General features: G+C 71.7%; 17 protein-coding genes. 1 reads left to right on the forward strand and 16 read right to left on the reverse strand.

Annotation, left to right across the window (positions count from 1 at the left end; genetic code table 11):
• Nucleotides 1-16: 16 nt before the first annotated feature.
• Nucleotides 17-532, reverse strand: coding sequence for a hypothetical protein (locus tag MED01_RS14225; RefSeq protein ID WP_238669042.1), 516 nt, complete (start codon nucleotides 530-532; stop codon nucleotides 17-19).
• A gap of 182 nt (nucleotides 533-714) precedes the next feature.
• Nucleotides 715-1,341 carry a mycothiol-dependent nitroreductase Rv2466c family protein gene (locus MED01_RS14230; RefSeq protein WP_210786053.1) on the reverse strand — a complete coding sequence of 209 codons (627 nt, stop codon included), beginning with the start codon at nucleotides 1,339-1,341 and terminating at the stop codon, nucleotides 715-717.
• Nucleotides 1,342-1,562: 221 nt separating this feature from the next.
• On the opposite strand from MED01_RS14230, the gene pepN reads away from it, so the two are divergent.
• On the forward strand, nucleotides 1,563-4,112 hold the full coding sequence (gene pepN, locus MED01_RS14235) for an aminopeptidase N (protein ID WP_238669043.1): 2,550 nt from the start codon (nucleotides 1,563-1,565) through the stop codon (nucleotides 4,110-4,112).
• A 163-nt stretch (nucleotides 4,113-4,275) separates the two neighbouring features.
• Here pepN and MED01_RS14240 read toward each other — a convergent pair whose 3' ends face one another.
• The 14 genes from MED01_RS14240 to MED01_RS14305 form a co-directional block, all read right to left on the reverse strand.
• Entirely contained in the window at nucleotides 4,276-4,683 is a 408-nt protein-coding gene (locus tag MED01_RS14240) for a DUF5130 family protein (RefSeq protein ID WP_238669044.1), read from the reverse strand.
• Complete coding sequence (gene ctaJ / locus MED01_RS14245) at nucleotides 4,670-4,984, reverse strand: aa3-type cytochrome oxidase subunit CtaJ (protein WP_428842198.1); 315 nt, start codon at nucleotides 4,982-4,984, stop codon at nucleotides 4,670-4,672. Before ctaJ ends, MED01_RS14240 begins: the two co-directional genes overlap by 14 nt.
• Nucleotides 4,985-5,041: 57 nt before the next feature.
• On the reverse strand, nucleotides 5,042-6,505 hold the full coding sequence (locus MED01_RS14250; RefSeq protein WP_238669045.1) for an amidase: 1,464 nt from the start codon (nucleotides 6,503-6,505) through the stop codon (nucleotides 5,042-5,044).
• A gap of 199 nt (nucleotides 6,506-6,704) precedes the next feature.
• Complete coding sequence (locus tag MED01_RS14255; protein ID WP_238669046.1) at nucleotides 6,705-7,706, reverse strand: amidohydrolase family protein; 1,002 nt, start codon at nucleotides 7,704-7,706, stop codon at nucleotides 6,705-6,707.
• Nucleotides 7,706-8,230, reverse strand: coding sequence for a 3-hydroxyanthranilate 3,4-dioxygenase (locus tag MED01_RS14260; RefSeq protein WP_030488252.1), 525 nt, complete (start codon nucleotides 8,228-8,230; stop codon nucleotides 7,706-7,708). Before MED01_RS14260 ends, MED01_RS14255 begins: the two co-directional genes overlap by 1 nt.
• Complete coding sequence (locus MED01_RS14265; RefSeq protein WP_238669047.1) at nucleotides 8,227-8,649, reverse strand: RidA family protein; 423 nt, start codon at nucleotides 8,647-8,649, stop codon at nucleotides 8,227-8,229. The genes MED01_RS14260 and MED01_RS14265 overlap by 4 nt, the downstream gene beginning before the upstream one ends.
• The gene (locus MED01_RS14270) at nucleotides 8,646-9,419 is read right to left on the reverse strand and encodes a 2-keto-4-pentenoate hydratase (protein WP_238669048.1); all 774 of its coding nucleotides are present in this window, start codon (nucleotides 9,417-9,419) and stop codon (nucleotides 8,646-8,648) included. The genes MED01_RS14265 and MED01_RS14270 overlap by 4 nt, the downstream gene beginning before the upstream one ends.
• A 58-nt stretch (nucleotides 9,420-9,477) precedes the next feature.
• Nucleotides 9,478-10,602, reverse strand: coding sequence for a 4-hydroxy-2-oxovalerate aldolase (dmpG, locus tag MED01_RS14275; protein ID WP_238669049.1), 1,125 nt, complete (start codon nucleotides 10,600-10,602; stop codon nucleotides 9,478-9,480).
• Nucleotides 10,599-11,534, reverse strand: coding sequence for an acetaldehyde dehydrogenase (acetylating) (locus MED01_RS14280; RefSeq protein WP_238669050.1), 936 nt, complete (start codon nucleotides 11,532-11,534; stop codon nucleotides 10,599-10,601). The genes dmpG and MED01_RS14280 overlap by 4 nt, the downstream gene beginning before the upstream one ends.
• Nucleotides 11,531-12,328: a 2-keto-4-pentenoate hydratase gene (locus MED01_RS14285; protein ID WP_238669051.1), complete on the reverse strand. Its 798-nt coding sequence runs from the start codon at nucleotides 12,326-12,328 to the stop codon at nucleotides 11,531-11,533. The genes MED01_RS14280 and MED01_RS14285 overlap by 4 nt, the downstream gene beginning before the upstream one ends.
• 20 nt (nucleotides 12,329-12,348) lie before the next feature.
• Nucleotides 12,349-13,830, reverse strand: coding sequence for a 2-hydroxymuconic semialdehyde dehydrogenase (locus MED01_RS14290; RefSeq protein WP_238669079.1), 1,482 nt, complete (start codon nucleotides 13,828-13,830; stop codon nucleotides 12,349-12,351).
• A gap of 23 nt (nucleotides 13,831-13,853) precedes the next feature.
• Entirely contained in the window at nucleotides 13,854-15,191 is a 1,338-nt protein-coding gene (locus MED01_RS14295) for an FAD-dependent oxidoreductase (RefSeq protein WP_238669052.1), read from the reverse strand.
• Nucleotides 15,188-16,600 carry a kynureninase gene (kynU, locus tag MED01_RS14300; protein ID WP_372493663.1) on the reverse strand — a complete coding sequence of 471 codons (1,413 nt, stop codon included), beginning with the start codon at nucleotides 16,598-16,600 and terminating at the stop codon, nucleotides 15,188-15,190. The genes MED01_RS14295 and kynU overlap by 4 nt, the downstream gene beginning before the upstream one ends.
• Nucleotides 16,576-17,478 (reverse strand): tryptophan 2,3-dioxygenase, encoded by a 903-nt coding sequence (locus tag MED01_RS14305; RefSeq protein WP_238669080.1) that lies wholly within the window; start codon nucleotides 17,476-17,478, stop codon nucleotides 16,576-16,578. Before MED01_RS14305 ends, kynU begins: the two co-directional genes overlap by 25 nt.
• Nucleotides 17,479-17,542: the final 64 nt, after the last annotated feature.

Genomic DNA, 17,542 nt, shown 5'->3' on the forward strand with positions numbered 1-17,542 from the left:
GGTGGGGCCCGGCCGGTCAGCCGGCGCGGTCGGAGGTGCCCCGGCGATGCTTACCCGCGCTCACCGGCCCACCGTTGCCACGCCGACCGGCCCCGACAGGCCCGGTGTTCAGGGCGCGGCGGGGCGACGCGGGCGGCCCCGGCACGGGACGGTCGGGAGGAGGCGTCGGCACGGGCCGCGGGCTCAGCGGCGGGGTCGGCACCGGCCGCGGAGGAGCCGGCGCCGGCGGCGGAGGCGCCGGTTCGGCCGGCGCCGCCCCCGACGGCACCAGCGCCGACACGTTGGTCGGCACCGCGTCGACGGACGACGGCAGTGGGTCGATCGCCCTGGGCGGGGTGAGCCGGGAGGTCACCGGGACCCGGGCCACGCCCACCACGATGGGCGGCGCGAGTAGATCCACCAGGTGGGCGGGCAGGTCCGGGCGGACCGTCGGCCAGCGGGAGTCGTCAACGGACCAGTAGTCAGCGCCGGGAGTCTCGATCACCCCCTGCCGGGTCAACTGATCGTCACCGGACGCACGGTGCTTGGCCATCGGGATTTGCCTCCACGAACTGCGGCGTGCGGCCCTTCGGGTCGCTGCGGCGGACACCGAGGGAAACGACGCCGCCCGCCTCCCGGTGACGCCACGAGCCTGCGCCGACCTCGGCATCGGACGAGAAACGCCCCCGTCCGCGCCAATGAGGCAGGCACGGACGGGGGCGCGGTGGTCGTCGCTCAGTCGAAGATAGGGCTCTGCTCGCGGGTGCGCTTGAGCTCGTAGAAGCCCGGCGTGCCGGCGACCAGCAGCACGCCGTCCCAGAGCCGGCCGGCGGCCTCCCCCTTCGGAGCCGGAGTGATCACCGGGCCGAAGAACGCAACCGGGGTGCCGTCCGGGCCGGGCGCGTGCACCACCGGAGTGCCGACGTCCTGCCCGACCGGGCGCATGCCCGCCTCGTGGCTGGCCCGCAGCGCCTCGTCGTAGTCGGTGCTGTCGGCAGCCGCGGCCAGTGCCGGGTCGAGGCCGGCCTCGGTGAGCGCGGCCACGTACAGCTCCGGACCCCGCTCCTGCTTCTGCAGGTGGATCCGGGTGCCGAGTGCGGTGTAGAGCGGGCGCAGCACGTCATTGCCGTGCAGCTGCTCGGCGGCGATGCAGACCCGCACCGGGCCCCACGCGGTCTTCAGGAACTCCTTGTAGTCCTCGGGCAGCTCGTCCCGGCCGTCGTTGAGCACGGCCAGGCTCATCACGTGGAAGCGGATGTCCACATCCCGGATCTGCTCGACCTCGAGCAGCCAGCGGGAGGTGATCCACGCCCACGGGCAGGCCGGGTCGAACCACATGTCGGCGGTGACACGTTCGGTCACTGTGAGATCCCTTCGCGACGGGTGGCGCCGACAGGTCGGCGTCTCAGGTGAATCTTCACCCCGCAGCGCATTGACCGGCACCCGAATGAGAGCGTGACCTCGGCCACCGCGGGCTGCCCGTACATGGAAGACTCGATTCGGGCCAGCCGTCACGAGCGGTAGGCGAACGGGCGCCGCCGGGCGTACGGCGACATGTGGGATGGAGACGAACAGTGCCGGGAGTGCGCAACCTGACGCAGGTCGAGGCGACCGAGCGGGCACGCCTGCTCAACGTGACGGGGTATGACATCAGTCTGGACCTGTCCAGTGCCGTGCTGGCGGCCGACGGCCGCACGTTCAGGTCGACGACCGAGGTCCGGTTCCGCTGCTCCGAACCGGGCGCGAGCACCTTCGTGGAGGTGGCCGCCGAGTCGGTGCGGTCCGCGACGCTGAACGGCACGCCCGTCGACCTCTCCGACTGGTCCGCGGAGAAGGGCCTGACCCTGTCCGGGTTGGACAGCGACAACGTCCTGGTGGTCGACGCCGACTTCGGTTACTCCAGCAGCGGGCAGGGTCTGCACCGGACGGTCGACCCGGTGGACGGCGAGACGTACCTCTACAGCCAGTTCGAGACGGCCGACGCGCAGCGGGTGTACGCCTGCTTCGACCAGCCCGACCTGAAGAGCGTCTACACCTGGCACGTCACAGTGCCGGCGCACTGGCGGGCGGTCTCCAACATGCCGGTGCAGCGGGAGGAGCCGGCGGGTGAGGCGCTCAAGACGCTGCACTTCACCGAGTCGCCCCGGATGAGCACCTACATCACGGCGATGTGCGCCGGGCCGTACCACGAGGTGCGCGACGCGCACGACGGCATCGACCTGGGGGTGTTCTGCCGGGCGTCGATGGCCCAGTACCTGGACTCCGACGAGCTGTTCCTGATCACCAAGCAGGGCTTCGACTTCTTCCACGAGAAGTTCGACGTGCGCTACCCGCTGCCGAAGTACGACCAGCTCTGGGTGCCCGACTTCAACGCCGGCGCGATGGAGAACTTCGGCTGCGTGACGCACGCCGAGTCGCACTACCTGTTCCGCTCGCAGGTCACCGACTTCGAGTACGAGCAGCGGGCCAACACGATCCTGCACGAACTGGCCCACATGTGGTTCGGTGACCTGGTCACCATGCGCTGGTGGAACGACCTGTGGCTGAACGAGTCGTTCGCCGAGTGGGCCAGCCACTGGTGCAACACCAACGCGACCCGGTTCACCGAGGCGTGGACGACCTTCCTGTCCATCCGGAAGAACTGGGGCTACCGGCAGGACCAGCTCTCCTCCACCCACCCGGTCTACACGGAGATGCCGGACATGGAGGCCGTGGAGGTCAACTTCGACGGCATCACCTACGCCAAGGGCGCGAGCGTGCTCAAGCAGCTCGTCGCGTACGTGGGTGAGGAGCCGTTCGTGGCCGGGCTGCGGGCCTACTTCGGCAAGCACGCCTGGGGCAACGCCACCTTCGACGACCTGCTCACCGAGCTGGAGGCCGCATCCGGTCGAGAACTGCGCAAGTTCGCCGCGCAGTGGCTGGAGACCGCGCAGGTCAACACGCTGCGTCCGGAGGTGACCATCGGGGCCGACGGCACGTACGAGCAGGTGCTGGTGCGGCAGGAGGCCCCGGCGGCGTACCCGACGCTGCGGACCCACCGGATCGGCGTGGGCCTGTACGACCTGACCGACGGGCGGCTGGTCCGACGGGAGCGGTACGAGGTGGACGTGACCGGCGAGCACACGGATCTCGCCCCGCTGCGTGGCGTCCGGGCGGCCGACGTGTTGCTGCTCAACGACGACGACCTCAGCTACACCAAGCTGCGCCTCGACGAGCGCTCGATGGCGACGGTGGTGCAGCACATCGGGGGCTTCGACTCGTCGCTGGCCCGCGCGCTCTGCTGGACCGCCGCGTGGGACATGACCCGCGACGCCGAGCTGTCCGCCCGCGACTACGTGGCGCTGACGCTGAGCGGGCTGCCCGCGGAGACCGACATCAACCTGGTCACCGCCACCCTGCGGCAGGCGACCACCACGCTCACCCTGTACGCCGACTCGGCGTGGGCGCCGACCGGCTGGGCTGACCTGGCCCGTACCGCCCGCGACGCACTCGCCGCCGCCGAGCCCGGCAGCGGGTTCCAGTTGGCCTGGGCCCGTGCGTTCACCTCGGCGGTCCGCTCCGAGGAGGACCTGGCCACGCTGCGCGGTTGGCTGGACGGCACCGGGATGCCGGCCGGGCTGACCGTCGACACCGAGCTGCGCTGGTCGGTCCTGGCCGCGCTGGTGGCCAACGGCGCCGCCGGGGCCGCCGAGATCGAGGCGGAGCTGAGCAGCGACCGCACCGCCAGCGGCGAGCGGGAAGCCGCGTACGCGCACGCGTTGGTGCCGACGGCCGAGAACAAGGCCGCCGTGTGGGCCCTGCTCACCGGCCCGGACGCGCTGCCCAACTGGCGGCACCGGGCGCTGTTGCAGGGCTTCGCCCACCCGGCGCAGGTGGAGCTGGTCACGCCGTACCGGGAGCGGTACTTCGCGGCGATCGGGCAGGTGTGGGCCACCCGGGACAGCGAGCCGGCGCAGGAGTTCGCCCAGCTGGCGTACCCGACCTACCTGGTGGATGACGACACGGTCGCGGCCACCGACGCGTGGCTGGCCGGTGACGGGCACCCCGCCCCGCTGCGTCGGCTGGTGGCCGAGGGCCGCGACGGTGTGATGCGGGCGCTGAAGGCCCGCGCGAAGGACGCCCAGAGCGCCTGAGCAGCGTTGTCCGGCCGGGGCCGGCGTGGGTGTGAGCCCGCGCCGGCCCCGGACCGTCGGTGGCGAAGATCGTGCTCGAACATGGAAAGAGGGGCCTCAGCCGCAGCCGAGGCCCCACTTTCCTGGATCAGGCACGATCGTGCATGCCCGTGCGTCGTGTCGGTCAGCCCCTGCCGGCGTGGCTGGCGAGCTGGTCGAGGCCGTTGATGATGCCACCGGCCAGGTCACCGCCGCTGAACGCGCCGACCATGGAGAGCGCGGCCAGCTTGGCGTACGTGTCAGGGATGCGCTTGCGGGCGTACCGCCCGGTGATGATCTCCAGCTGACGCTGGTTGGGTGACACGGCGATCAGCACCGACTTGTCGGGCTCGGCGAGCTGACGGTGCAGCCGCTGGGCGTGCTCACGGATCGGCTCGTCGAGACCACCGACGAAGACCGAGAAGACCAGACCCGTGCCCTTGTCGGCCAGGCGCAACGCCTCGTCGATGCGCAGCAGCTGGCGGGTCGAGAACGGCCCGTCGAGCACCTCGGGCGGATTTTCCGACCCGGCCTGCTTCTCACCAACGGTCACTTGCGCCTCCGGTTCCACCGGCCGGCGCCTCGACGCTGGCCTGCTCAAGCTTGTGGCTGGTCAGCGCGGGCGCCTGCGCCCCCGCCGTCAGCGCGGTGCCGGCCGAGTCGGCCAGCTGCTCCGGACGGCCCAGGAACCAGACCGGAGTGAAGTCGAAGGGCCGGCCCGGCCGGTAGCGCTTCGCGCCACCGCCGCCACCGGTGGCACCCCCACGGCTACCGGCGTACGACAGGCCGGCGATGACCAGCACCGCGGCCAACGGGATGCCGACGAAGACCAGCAACGTCTCGGTAACAGACAATCCCAACGCCCCCAGGCGGAAGAAGGACGACAGTGAACAACCGGGTCGGATGGACGATCACGCTGCCGACCGCCCGACTCCGTCACCATTCACGTTAGCGGAGTCGACGGCCCGCCAGATTGCGGGGTGCCGATCCCATCCGTCACTGGAGTTCTCCAGTTGCGCAGCGGTAGCGATAAGCCGCGCGTCATCGCCGTACCGACCGGTGAGCAGCACCCCGACGGGCAGGCCGTCGGTGGTGGTACCCAGTGGCAGAGAGACGGAGGGATCGCCGGTGACGTTGAAGATGGCGCAGTAGGGCGAGAATCGGCGTTGCCTGTCGAAGTCGGCGGCCGGGTCCGCGTCGGCGGTGAACCAGCCGACGGGTGCCTGCGGGGTGGCCAGGGTGGGACAGAGGAGCAGGTCGCAGCCGGCGGTGCGGCGGGCACCGAGGCGCACCTGCGCCTGCAACTCCCCGAGGGTGGCGGACAGGGTGCCGGCGGAGAGTTCGGCGCCCCGGGCCCGGAGCAGCCGGGTCAACGGCAGCAGCTCCGCCTCCCGCTGCGGTGGCACCGGGGCGAGCGCCAGCACGTACCAGAGGATCTCGAACAGCGGCCACGCCGCCGGCCCGAGCGGCGGCGGCACCTCGACCACCTCGTGGCCGGCCGCCGTGAGCAGCGCGGCGGCCCGGTCCACGGCGGCCACGCAGTCGGGATGCACCGGTTCGTCGGCGAGCATCGGTGTGGTGAACCGGCCGATCCGCAGCGGGCCGGGCTCGGCCCGGCGCGCGACGGCCAGGTAGCCGCCGGACGGCGCGGGCGGCGGCAGGTAGGGCTCGCCGGGGACCGGAACGGCAATGACGTCCAGCAGTGCCGCGACGTCGGTGACCGTCCGCCCGAGCGGGCCGCTGATGGGCAGGCCGAACGCGCCGGAGCCGACCGGCCCGCCGGAGACGAGGCCCCGACTGGGCTTGTAGCCGACCAGGCCGCAGAGTGACGCCGGGATGCGCAGCGACCCACCGCCGTCGGACCCCTGGGCGACCGGGACCAGCCCGGCCGCGACCGCCGCCGCCGCGCCGCCGCTGGACCCGCCCGCTGTGTACGCCAACTGCCACGGGTTGCGGGCCGGCGGCGCGACCCGGCCCTCCGAGTAGAGCGAACAGCCCAGCTCGGAGGTCGTCGTCTTGCCCAGGCTGACCAGACCGGCGGCCTTGATGAAGCGGACCACGTCGGCGTCGACCGGCGGGACGAAGTCGAAGAAGGCTGCCGAACCGAAGGTGGTGCGAATCCCGGCGGTGAGCGTCAGGTCCTTGATCGCGGTTGGCACGCCGTGCAGCGGGCCGCGCTCCTCTTTCGGCACCGCGTCGGCGGCGCGCGCGGCCTGCCGGGCGAGGTCCGGTGTGACGGTGACGAACGCGCCCACGGTGTCGCCGAGCGCCGCCACCCGGCGCAGGGAGTGCTCGACCAGGTCGACGCTGGACAGCTCGCCGCGGGTCATCGCGGCGGCCTGTTCCAACGCGGTCAGGTCGTGCGGCTCGGCCATGCCGTCATCCTGCCGGCAGTCGGCCCTTCGCGCAGCCGACACGCGCTGGCGATCGGAAACGGACCAAGCGGACAGCCGCTGCCCGCTTGCTGGCTCGAGCGCTGCCCGCTTGCCGGGTCGAGCCGCAGATCTTGGACGGTTTCCGTTCACTGCTGACGGAAACTGTCCAAGATCTCCTCGCGCCGATGAGGCGCTGTGCTCAGCCGTGCAGGAAACGGAGGGCGTTGGCGGACAGCAGCTTGTCGCGTTGGTCGTCGCTGAGGAAGTCGGCCGCACGGACCACCGCGCCGGCCGGCCGTTCACCCAGTGGGTACGGGTAGTCGCTGCCGACCAGCACCCGATCCTCCCCCAGGGTGTCGACCAACAGCCGCAGGGCGGGCGGCGCGAAGACCACCGAGTCGACGCTGAACCGGTCGAGGTAGCTGCTGGGCGGGCCGGCGGACGCGCCCCGGACCAGGTCGCCACGGCGGTGCCAGGCGTTGTCGGCGCGGCCGAGCCAGAACGGGAAACTGCCGCCGCCGTGCGCGAAGCAGATCCGCAGCGTCTCGGGCACCCGGTCGAAGACACCGCCGAGGATCATCGCCAGCACCGACAGGTGCGTCTCGGCGGGCATCCCGGTGAGCCAACGGGCCATCCAACGGTCCAGTCGTGGCCCGCCCGGCATGTCCCACGGGTGGACGAAGACGGGTGCGCCCACCTCGGCACAGTGCTGAAGGAAGGTGACCACGCCGGCGTCGTCCAGGTCCCGGTCGCCGACATGGTTGCCGATCTCCACGCCCACGTGCCCGGCGGCGAGGCTGCGGTCCAGCTCGGCACACGCGGCGTCCGGGTCCTGGAGCGGCACCTGGCAGAACGGCACCAGTCGGTCACCCCCGGCCGCGGTGACCTCCAGGGTCAGGTCGTTGAAGATCCGGGCGACCTTCACGGCCTGGTCGGCCGGGCGGTCGTAGCTGAAGAAGACCGGGGTGGGCGAGACCACCTGCACTGCCACGCCGTCGGCGTCCATGTCGGCCAGTCGGCGCGACGCGTCCCAGCACTCGGCGCCGACCGGGCGGAACTCCGTCTCCCCCACCATGATCATGGCAGCGCGCTCGGAGTCGACCCGCAACCACGGCCAACCGGACCCACCGCACGCCGCGCCGAGGTCCGGCCAACCCTTCGGTACGACGTGCGTGTGCACGTCGACCACGCCTGCGGGCATCAGCCCTTGCCCGGGTGCAGGGTGCCGCAGTTGGCGCAGGTGCGTGCCGCCTCGTCGGCGTAGAACGCCTGGAACACCGGGGGCAGGTCGGCGGCGATGTCGCGGACCTGCAACTCGACCTCGTGCACCTTGCTGCCGCACTCCGGGCAGTACCACTGGAACGTCTCCAGCGTGCCCTCCTCGCGGACCCGCTCGACGACCACACCGATCGAGCCGGCCTCCGGCCGCTGCGGCGAGTGCGGAGTGTTGCGCGGCAGCATCCACATCTGCCCCTCGCGCACGTGCACAGTGCGCGGCCCCTCCGGGGTGACCAGGTTGATGTGCATGTTGCCCTTGACCTGGTAGAAGAACTCCTCGTACGGGTCCACGTGGAAGTCGGTGCGCTGGTTGGGCCCACCCACCACCATCACGATGAAGTCGTCCCCGCCGGGGAACATCTCCTTGTTGCCCACCGGGGGCTTCAACAGGTGCTGGTTGTCGGCGATCCAGCCCGGAAAGCTGAACGGCTCGGCGATCTCACTCACGACTGACCTCCCGAGGGAAGAAGGGCCACGGCCTGGATTTCGATCAGCAGGTGCGGGTGCGGCAACTGGTGTACCGCCACCGTCGTACGGGTCGGTCCGGAGGCGTCGAAGAACTCGGCCCACACCTCGTTGTAACCACCGAAGTCGTTCATGTTGACCAGATACGCCGTCACCTGCACCAGGTCGGTGAGGTCCGCGCCGACCGAACGCAGCAGATCCCGCACGTTCTCGATGACGGCCCGTGTCTGCACACGGATGTCGAGGTTGGTGGTGCCGAACCCGTCCACCTCGACACCGGCGAAGGTGTTGTCCGCGCGCCGCGACGACGTACCGGAGACGAAGACGAACCCACCGGCGACCTTGACGTGCGGAAAAGCCCCCCGAGGGACGGCCTTCCCGGCGACGACCCGGGCGGTCATGACGACGCCCGCACCGAGGCGGTGCCGAGCTTCTCGACCACGGCGCGGACGTGCGCGCCGGGACGCAGCGGAACAGCGGCGGTGGCGGCACCGGCCAGGAAGACCCAGCCGGACTCCAGTCGCACCCCGTGCCGGCCCGCCAGCCGGATGCCCTCGTCGAGCGCCCGGCGCGGATCACCGAGGATCGCCGCCGTCGAGCCGACCTGCGCCACCCGCCCGTCGACCTCCAGCAGCACGCCCAGGTTGTCCAGCCCCGCCGGCACCGGCGACCACGGCCCGATCACGAAGGCGGCGGCCGAGGTGTTGTCCGCGACCACGTCCGGCAACGAGAACCGGAAGTCCGCGTACCGGGAGTCGATCAACTCGATGGCCGGGGCGACAGCGCGGACCGCAGTGGCGAAGTCGCCGACCGGCTCGCCCGGCTCGGGCAGCCGGTCCAGCAGGAACGCCACCTCCGGCTCGACCCGGGGATGGATGTAAGCGGCCGGATCCACGGTGCCGCCGTCGGGCACCCGCATCGCGTTGGTGAGCCGCCCCCAGATCACCTCGTCCACGCCGACCTGGGCCATCTTCGCCCTGCTGGTCAGCCCCATCTTCAGCCCGACCAACCGCTCACCGGCGTTGAGCCGGCGTTGCAGCAGCGCGGCCTGCACGGCGTACGCGGTGTCCACGTCGAGGCCGGTCTCGGCGGCGAGTTGCGGGATCGCGGTGGCCGTGTCGGCCGCCGTGCCCAACTTCTCGGCGATCCCCACGATGTCCGGTCCGATCATGCTGAGCCACCTTCCGTTCGCGACTGCGGGGCTCGCAAACCCGGCTCACTCCTCGCGCTCACAGCGAGCCACCTTCCGTTCGCGACTGCGGGGCTCGCAAACCCGGCTCACTCCTCGCGCTCACAGCCTCCTCCTGGTCGGCCAGGTCGAGTGCCACGTCCACGATCATGTCCTCCTGGCCGCCGACCATCCGGCGACGGCCCAGCTCGACCAGGATCGACCGGACGTCCACGCCGTACTTCGCCGACGCCCGCTCGGCGTGCCGCAGGAAGCTGGAGTAGACCCCGGCGTACCCGAGGGAGAGGGTCTCCCGGTCCACCTGGACCGGCCGGTCCTGCAACGGGCGGACGATGTCGTCGGCGGCGTCCATCAGTGCGAACACGTCGCAGCCGTGCTTCCAGCCGTGCAACTCGGCCACCGCGACGAAGACCTCAAGCGGGGCGTTGCCGGCGCCCGCGCCCATGCCGGCAAGGGAGGCGTCGACGCGGACCGTCCGGCCGTGCACCACGTCGGGGCCGACCGGCGCGGACCCGGTGACCCGGCCGTGCTCGACGGCGAGCACGCTGTTGGCCACCCCGAGCGACAGGTTGTGGTGCGCGTGGATGCCGATCTGCGTCTCCGGGGCGAGGACCTGCCGGTACGCGTCGACCCGCTGCGCCACGTCGGACATCAGCAGCCGACCACCGGAGTCGGTGACGTAGACGCAGTGCGCCCCGTACGACTCCATGAGCTTGGCCTGCCCGGCCAGCCCGGCCGCATCGTTCATGTGCGACATCATCAGGAACCCGGCCACGTCCATGCCGTTCTCCCGGGCCCAGGAGATGTGCTGGGCGGAGATGTCCGCCTCCGTGCAGTGGGTGGCGATCCGGACGCTTGTCACCCCGAGCGCCTTCGCGGCCTTCAGGTCGGCGATCGTGCCGATGCCCGGAAGCAGCAGGGTGGTCAGCTTCGCCGTGGTCAGCACCTCGGCCGCCGCGGAGATCCACTCCGCATCGCTGGCCGCGCCGTGGCCGTAGTTGACGCTGGAGCCGGCGAGGCCGTCGCCGTGCGCCACCTCGATGGCGGCCACCCCGGCGGCGTCCAGGGCGGCGGCGATGGTGCGTACCTGGTCGACTGTGTACTGGTGGGCGATGGCGTGCATGCCGTCGCGCAGCGTCACGTCCTGGATGTACAGGTCGGTCATGGCGCGGCCACCTCCGAAGAACGCAGGGCGACCAGCCGCTCCGCGGTGCGCAGCGCGGCGGAGGTCATGATGTCCAGGTTCCCGGCGTACGCGGGCAGGTAGTGCCCGGCGCCGGAGACCTCCAGGAAGACCGACACCTGAAGGGCGACGAGCCGCCGCCCGAGCGTCGGCAGGTACGCCTCGACCCGGTCGAACTGCACGTCCTGCTTGAGCCGGTAGCCGGGGACGTACTCCTGCACCGCCGCCACCATCTCGGCGACCGAGGCGGCGATGGCGTCGGTGTCGGCGTCGGCGTCCGGGCAGAGGCAGTAGACGGTGTCCCGCATCAGCAGCGGCGGGTCCGCCGGGTTCAGCACGATGATCGCCTTGCCCCGTTCGGCCCCGCCCACCACCTCGATGGCGCGGGCCGTGGTCTCGGTGAACTCGTCGATGTTGGCCCGGGTGCCCGGCCCGGCGGACTTCGACGCGATCGAGGCGACGATCTCCCCGTACGCCACCGGGGTCACCCGGCGAACGGCGGCGACGATCGGCACTGTCGCCTGCCCGCCACAGGTCACCATGTTGACGTTGGGCTGGTGCAGGTGCTCGTCGAGGTTGACCGGCGGCACCACGTACGGGCCGAGCGCGGCAGGGGTCAGGTCGACCACAGTTCGGCCGAGGGCGCGCAGCACCTCGTCGTGGCGTCGGTGCGCGCCAGCGGAGGTGGCGTCGAACACCAGCTCGACGTCGGCGAACTCGGGCATCGCGACGAGCCCGTCCACTCCCTCGGCGGTGGTGGCGACGCCGAGCCGGCGAGCGCGCGCCAGGCCGTCGGAGGCCGGGTCGATGCCGGCCATCGCCACCATGCGCAGGCTGTCACTGAGTCGCAGCACCTTGATCATCAGGTCGGTGCCGATGTTTCCCGATCCCAGCACCGCCACGTTAGTGGTCACTGACCGCCCCTGTCGCTGAAGGATGTCCGTACCGAACCAAGACCGGAGATCCGGGCCTCGTACGCGGCACCCGGGGTGACCGGCACCATCGGACCGAGCGCCCCGGAGAGCACCACGTCCCCGGCGCGCAGCGGGTCACCGGCGCGGGCGAGGGTGCCGGCCAACCACTGCAGGGCGTGCAGCGGGTTGCCCAGGCAGGCGGCGCCCGCGCCCACCGAGACCGGCTCGCCGGCGTGCTCCAGCACCATCCCGCACAGCCGCAGGTCCACGTCGGCGAGCCGGCGCGGCGTGGTGCCGAGCACGAAGAGCCCGCTGGAGGCGTTGTCGGCAACGGTGTCCACTATGGAAATGTCCCAGGCGGCGATCCGGGAGTCGACGATCTCGATCGCCGGCAGCACGTGGTCGACAGCGCGGATCAGGTCGACGGTGGTGAGCTGGGGGTTCGGGAGATCCTTGTCGAGCACGAAGGCGATCTCCGCCTCCACGCGGGGCTGGAGCAGCCGGTCGATGGGAACCTCGACCCCGTCACCCACCGCCATGGCGTCGGTCAGCATGCCGAAGTCCGGTTGGAACACCCCGAAGGTCTCCTGCACGGCCCGGGAGGTCAACCCGATCTTTGCGCCGACCCGGCGTTCGCCGCGGCCCTGCCAGGCCCGCGACTGGAGTTGCTGCACCCGGTACGCGGCCTCGACGTCGCCCTCCGGCAAAAGCCGGCCCCGAAGCGGCGCGCACGGCTTACCGGTGCTGCGGGCATCGGCCAACTCCCGGTTGGCGGCCTCGATGTCAGCTTCCATGCCCGCTCCCTCGCTACGGCTCACGACAGGTCCACGCAGACGTTAGTGAGTTCGGAGTAGAAGTTCAGCGAGTGCACGCCGCCCTCGCGACCGATCCCGGACGCCTTCACCCCGCCGAACGGGGTCCGCAGGTCACGCAGGAACCACGTGTTGACCCAGACGATGCCGGCGTCGAGCCGAGCGCCGGCCCGGTGCGCGACGCCCACGTCCCGGGTCCACACGGTCGCCGCCAGGCCGTACTCGGTGCCGTTGGCGAGGGCGTACGCCTCGTCCTCGGTGTCGAAGGGCGCGATGTGCACCACCGGGCCGAAGATCTCCTCCCGATTGGTGCGGGCGTCCGGGCCGAGCCCGGTGAGGACCGTCGGCTGCACGTACGACCCGCCGTCGCGGGTGTCGCCGAAGGTGGGCGTGCCGCCGCCGGTGAGCACCTCGGCGCCCTCCGAGCGGGCCAGCTCGTACGCGCCGAGCACCTTCGCCCGGTGCTGGTGGGAGATCAGCGGCATGGTGGCGGTGGCCTCGTCGGTCGGCCAGCCGTACGCCAGCTCGCCGGCCCGCTTCGCCAGCCGGACGGTGAACTCCTCGAAGACCGGACGCTGCACGTAGATGCGCTCGGTGCAGAGGCACACCTGCCCGCCGTTTGTGAAGCTGGACCGCACCGAGCCGGCCACCGCGGCGTCCAGGTCGGCGTCGGCGAAGACCAGGCCGGCGTTCTTGCCGCCGAGTTCGAAGCTCACCGCCTTCACCCCGTCGGCGGCAGCCCGCATGATCGCGCCGCCGGTGGCCGACTCGCCGGTGAAGGTGATCGCGTCGACGCCCGGGTGACGGGTGAGGAACTCACCCGCCGAGTCCGGCCCGAAGCCGTGCACCAGGTTGAACACCCCGGCCGGCACGCCAGCGGCGGCCATCACCTCGGCGAGCACCGTCGCCGAGGCGGGAGTCTCCTCGCTGGGCTTGACCACGACGGTGTTGCCGCAGGCCAGCGCCGGAGCCACCTTCCAGGTGAGCAGCAGCAGCGGCAGGTTCCACGGCACGATGACCGCGACCACGCCGACCGGCTTGCGCAGCGCGTAGTTGAGTGCCCGGCCGCCGGTCGGGGTGACAGTCGTGAACGACTCGGTGGGGGCGGTCGCCACGATCTCCGCGAACGCGCGGAAGTTCGCCGCGCCGCGCGGGATGTCCAGGGTGCGGGCCTGGGCGATGGACTTGCCGGTGTCGGCGACCTCGGCGGTGACCAGGTCGTCGAAGCGGCGCTCCAGCTCGTCGGCGACGCGGCGCAGCACCTCGGCGCGCTCGCGCTCCCCCATCCGGCCCCACGGCCCCCGCAGCGCCGCCCGGGCGGCGGCCACCGCGTCATCCACAGTGGACTGCGACGCCTCGTCCACCTCGAAGACCTGCTCCCCGGTGACCGGGCTGGCCTTGGCGAACGTGTCCCCGCCGTCGACGAACTCGCCGGCGACGAAGTTACGCAACCGCTGCGGGCCACTCGGCGCGTGGCCGGCCATCAGCAGCGGATCCCAGTTGCCGGTCATGCCCGCCCCCCTCGGCTCAGTGCCGCACCGACCGCGCCGACCAGCAGCAGCGCGGCCCCGCCGACGACCGCCCCGAGCACCCGGTGCTGTCGGCGCACCCGGCGGCGCACCTCCGCGTACGGGGTGGTGGAGAACGACACCAGCTCGTACTGGGAAACGTACCGGCCGGGCAGGGCCCGTTCCAGTGCGTGCTCCACCCGCCGCCGGGTCTGGAAGACCGGGGAGGCGACCTTGTCCCGCATCTCCACGAAGTTCGTCAGCGCCATCGTCGCGATGGCCTCGGCGTTCTCCTGTCGGCGCCGCTGGAACAGCGGCAGCGCCGCCAACCAGTCGTCGGCGCACTCGTCCAGGCAGCGGTCCAGCTCGACCACGTCCTCGAAGGCGCAGTTGGCGCCCTGGCCGTAGAACGGCACTATCGCGTGCGCCGCGTCGCCGAGCAGGCCGACCTTTCCGTTGACCTGCCACGGGGTGCAGCGCACAGTGCCGAGCACGCCCACCGGGTTGTGCTGGTAGTCGTCGACAAGGTTCGGGGCCAGCGGGACCACGTCCGGGTAGTGCTCGGTGAAGTGCCGTTCGATCTCCGCTGGGCTGGTCAGCGAGGCGAAGCTGCCGGCACCGTCGTTGGGCCAGAACAGCGTGCAGGTGAAGGAGCGGTCCGGGTTCGGCAGCGCGATCATCATCGAGGTGCCCCGGGGCCAGATGTGCAGCGCGTCCGGGTCCAGGGCGAAGTCCCCGCCCAGCGGCGGAATCGTCAGCTCCTTGTAGCCGTAGTCGAGGAAGTCCACGCTCTCGTCCAGCAGCCCGTACGCCAGCAGTTGCCCGCGCACCGCGGAGCCGGCGCCGTCGGCACCGAGCACTACCGACGCCTTCGCCGCGACCGTGCCCTGCGGGGTCTCGAAGCTCAGGGCGCCGTCGGTCGGGTCGAGCCCGACCAGCCGGTGGTCGAAGACGACCCGCACGCCCGGCAGCGCTGCGGCCTCGTCCAGCAGGGCGTTGTTCAGCGCACCCCGGCTGATCGAGTTGATCGCCCGGTCGCCGGCCGCGCTGTACGACTGGAACTGCTGCTCGCCCTCGACCGGGTGGATCATCCGGCCGCGCATCGGCAGCGCGTCGGTCATCACCTGCTCGGCCAGCCCGATGCGGCGCAACGCGTCCAGGCCGCGCTCGGAGAGCGCCAGGTTGATCGACCGACCGCGTTCGGCGGTGCCGACACGCGGGTCGGAGCGGCGCTCGTAGAGGGCCACCGGGTAGCCACGCCGGGCCAGGAAGCAGGCAGCCAGACAGCCGGCCAGCCCGGCACCGATGATCGCGATCTCGTCGCGCCGCGCTGTCATGAGGTCGCCCCCACCGTCGCGGCGAGCGCGGCAGCCGCACGCCAACAATCGAGATACGTGGAGTAGAGCGGCACCGGAGCGAACCGCACGACGTCGGGTTCGCGGGCGTCGGCGATGACCCCGTGTTCGTACCGCAGGCGTTTGGTCAGCTCGGCGGCGCTGCCCGAACCGATGCGCACGGAGAGCTGGCAGCCTCGGCGGGCCGGGTCGCGCGGGGTGACCACCCGCAGCGGCCGGCCGACTGTCACCTCGTCGAGCAGTGACTCCAGCCAGCCGGTGAGGCGCTGACTGCGCGCGCGAAGCGCGGTCATCCCCACCGCGTCGAACAGCTCCAGCGAGGTACGCACCGGGCCCATCGCGAAGATCGGCGGGTTGGAGATCTGCCAGGCCTCCACAGTGGCTGGTGGCCGGGACACCGGCGTCATCTCGAACCGGGTCGCCGCCGCGGTGCTCCACCACCCCTCGAACCGGGGCAGGTTCTCGTCGCCGAGGTGCCGCTCGTGCACGAAGACGCCCGCCAGCGCACCAGGGCCGGAGTTCAGGTACTTGTAGGAGCACCACGCGGCGAAATCGACGTCCCAGTCGTGCAGGGCCAGCGGCACGTTGCCCACCGCGTGGGCCAGGTCCCAACCGACCACCGCGCCGGCGGCCCGGCCGGCAGCCGTGATCGCCGGGATGTCCAGCAGCTCACCGGTGAGGTAGTTGACCCCGCCGAGCAGCAGCAACGCCACCCGGTCCCCCTCAGCGGCCAGGTAGTCGGTCACGTCCTCGGTACGCAGGGCGTCCTCACCCGCGCGCGGACGCAACCGGACCACTGCGTCGTCCGGGTCCAGGCCGTGGAACCGGGCCTGGCTGCGCACGGCGTAACTGTCCGAGGGGAACGCGGCGTCCTCGATGACGATGCGGGTGCGCGCGCCGGCCGGTCGGTAGAAACTCACCATCAGCAGGTGCAGGTTGACGGTGAGCGAGTTCATCACCACGGCCTCCGCGGGCCGGGCGCCGACCAGTCGCGCGGCCGGCCCGGTCAACAACTCGTGGTACGGCAGCCAGGGGCGCTCCGCCTCCAGGTGACCCTCCACGCCGAGCCGCCCCCACGCCTCCAGGTCGGCCAGAAGTTCGTCGCGGGTGGCCCGAGGTTGCAGGCCGAGCGAGTTGCCGGCCAGGTACGCCGACTCGCTGTGGTCGCCGCCGTCGGCCGGCGGCACGTGGAACAGGTGCCGGTGACCGGGGTCGGCCTCGTCACGGCGGTGCGCTTCCGCTTCGCCAACGGAAAGGCGGTGCGACTCGGCCTCGCCAGGGGCGAGGCGGTGCGACTCGGCGTCGCCAGGGGCGAGGCGGTGCGACTCGGCTTCAGGGGTAGTCATTGCTTGTTCTCGCTCTCCGGTCACATCGCGGTGCGGGCCGACCACAGCTCCGGGAAGACCACCCGGGCCATGCTGCGTTGCAACCACGCCAGGCCGGCGGAGCCTCCGCTGCCGACCTTGGCGCCCATCGTCCGCTGCACCGCCTTGACGTGGTTCCAGCGCCAGTCGCCGAACTCCTCGGCGACAGCGCTCAGCGCCTCGCCGAGCAGCCGCAGGTGATTGTCCGGGCTGGCGTCGTCGTAGATCCGTACCCAGGCCGCCTCGACCAACGGGTGCGGGTCGTGTTCGACGGCCACGTCCCGGTCGAGCAGGTCGGCGGGGAGGTCGAAGCCGCGCCGGGCGAGCAACGCGAGCACGTCGTCCCAGAGGCTCGGGGTGGACAGCGCGGCGCTCAGCTCGGCATGCACCTCGGCCTGCCGGCGGAACGGACGGATCAACGTCGGGTCACGCAGGCCGAGCAGGAACTCCAACTGCCGGTACATCGCCGACTGGAAGCCGGAGGCTTCACCGAGCAGGTTGCGGAACCGGTTGAAGTCGGCCGGGCTCATCCAGCGCAGGCCCTGCCAGGCGGCGTTGAGCCCCTCCAGGTGCAGCTTGGCTCGGCCCAGCGGGGCCAACGCCTCCCAGATCTGGTCGGCGCGGATCAGCCGCTGGGTCTCCCGCAGCTCGTGGCAGGTCAGCCCGAAGTACAGCTCCATGATCTGGCTGACCATCAGGAAGGACATCTCGCCCGGGTCGCTGCTGAGCGGGTGCTGCATCTTGTGCAGGGCGCTGGCCTGCACGTACGCGTCGTACGGCACCATGTCGGCGAACTCCAGGGTCGGCTCACCGCCGGTGCGCTCCGCCTGCGCGACGCGCTGTCCGGGGGTCACCGGCTGCACCGTGGCACGGCGGTTCGGCGCCCGCCGCTCCGTCTGATCCACCATCTCGTCTCCCTCCCCCGGACTAGCCGACGTCATGATCTCGCGGTCGGATCGGCCTGCGGAA

Source organism: Micromonospora alfalfae (assembly GCF_022230925.1).
GTDB classification, from domain to species: Bacteria; Actinomycetota; Actinomycetes; order Mycobacteriales; family Micromonosporaceae; genus Micromonospora; species Micromonospora alfalfae.

Coding starts and splice junctions, on each gene's coding strand:
- MED01_RS14225 (WP_238669042.1), bottom strand. CDS start 532: ATGGCCAAGCACCGTGCGTCCGGTGACGATCAGTTGACCCGGCAGGGG.
- MED01_RS14250 (WP_238669045.1), bottom strand. CDS start 6,505: ATGGCCGAGCCGCACGACCTGACCGCGTTGGAACAGGCCGCCGCGATG.
- MED01_RS14255 (WP_238669046.1), bottom strand. CDS start 7,706: ATGCCCGCAGGCGTGGTCGACGTGCACACGCACGTCGTACCGAAGGGT.
- MED01_RS14265 (WP_238669047.1), bottom strand. CDS start 8,649: ATGACCGCCCGGGTCGTCGCCGGGAAGGCCGTCCCTCGGGGGGCTTTT.
- MED01_RS14270 (WP_238669048.1), bottom strand. CDS start 9,419: ATGATCGGACCGGACATCGTGGGGATCGCCGAGAAGTTGGGCACGGCG.
- dmpG (WP_238669049.1), bottom strand. CDS start 10,602: ATGACCGACCTGTACATCCAGGACGTGACGCTGCGCGACGGCATGCAC.
- MED01_RS14285 (WP_238669051.1), bottom strand. CDS start 12,328: ATGGAAGCTGACATCGAGGCCGCCAACCGGGAGTTGGCCGATGCCCGC.
- MED01_RS14290 (WP_238669079.1), bottom strand. CDS start 13,830: ATGGCCGGCCACGCGCCGAGTGGCCCGCAGCGGTTGCGTAACTTCGTC.
- MED01_RS14295 (WP_238669052.1), bottom strand. CDS start 15,191: ATGACAGCGCGGCGCGACGAGATCGCGATCATCGGTGCCGGGCTGGCC.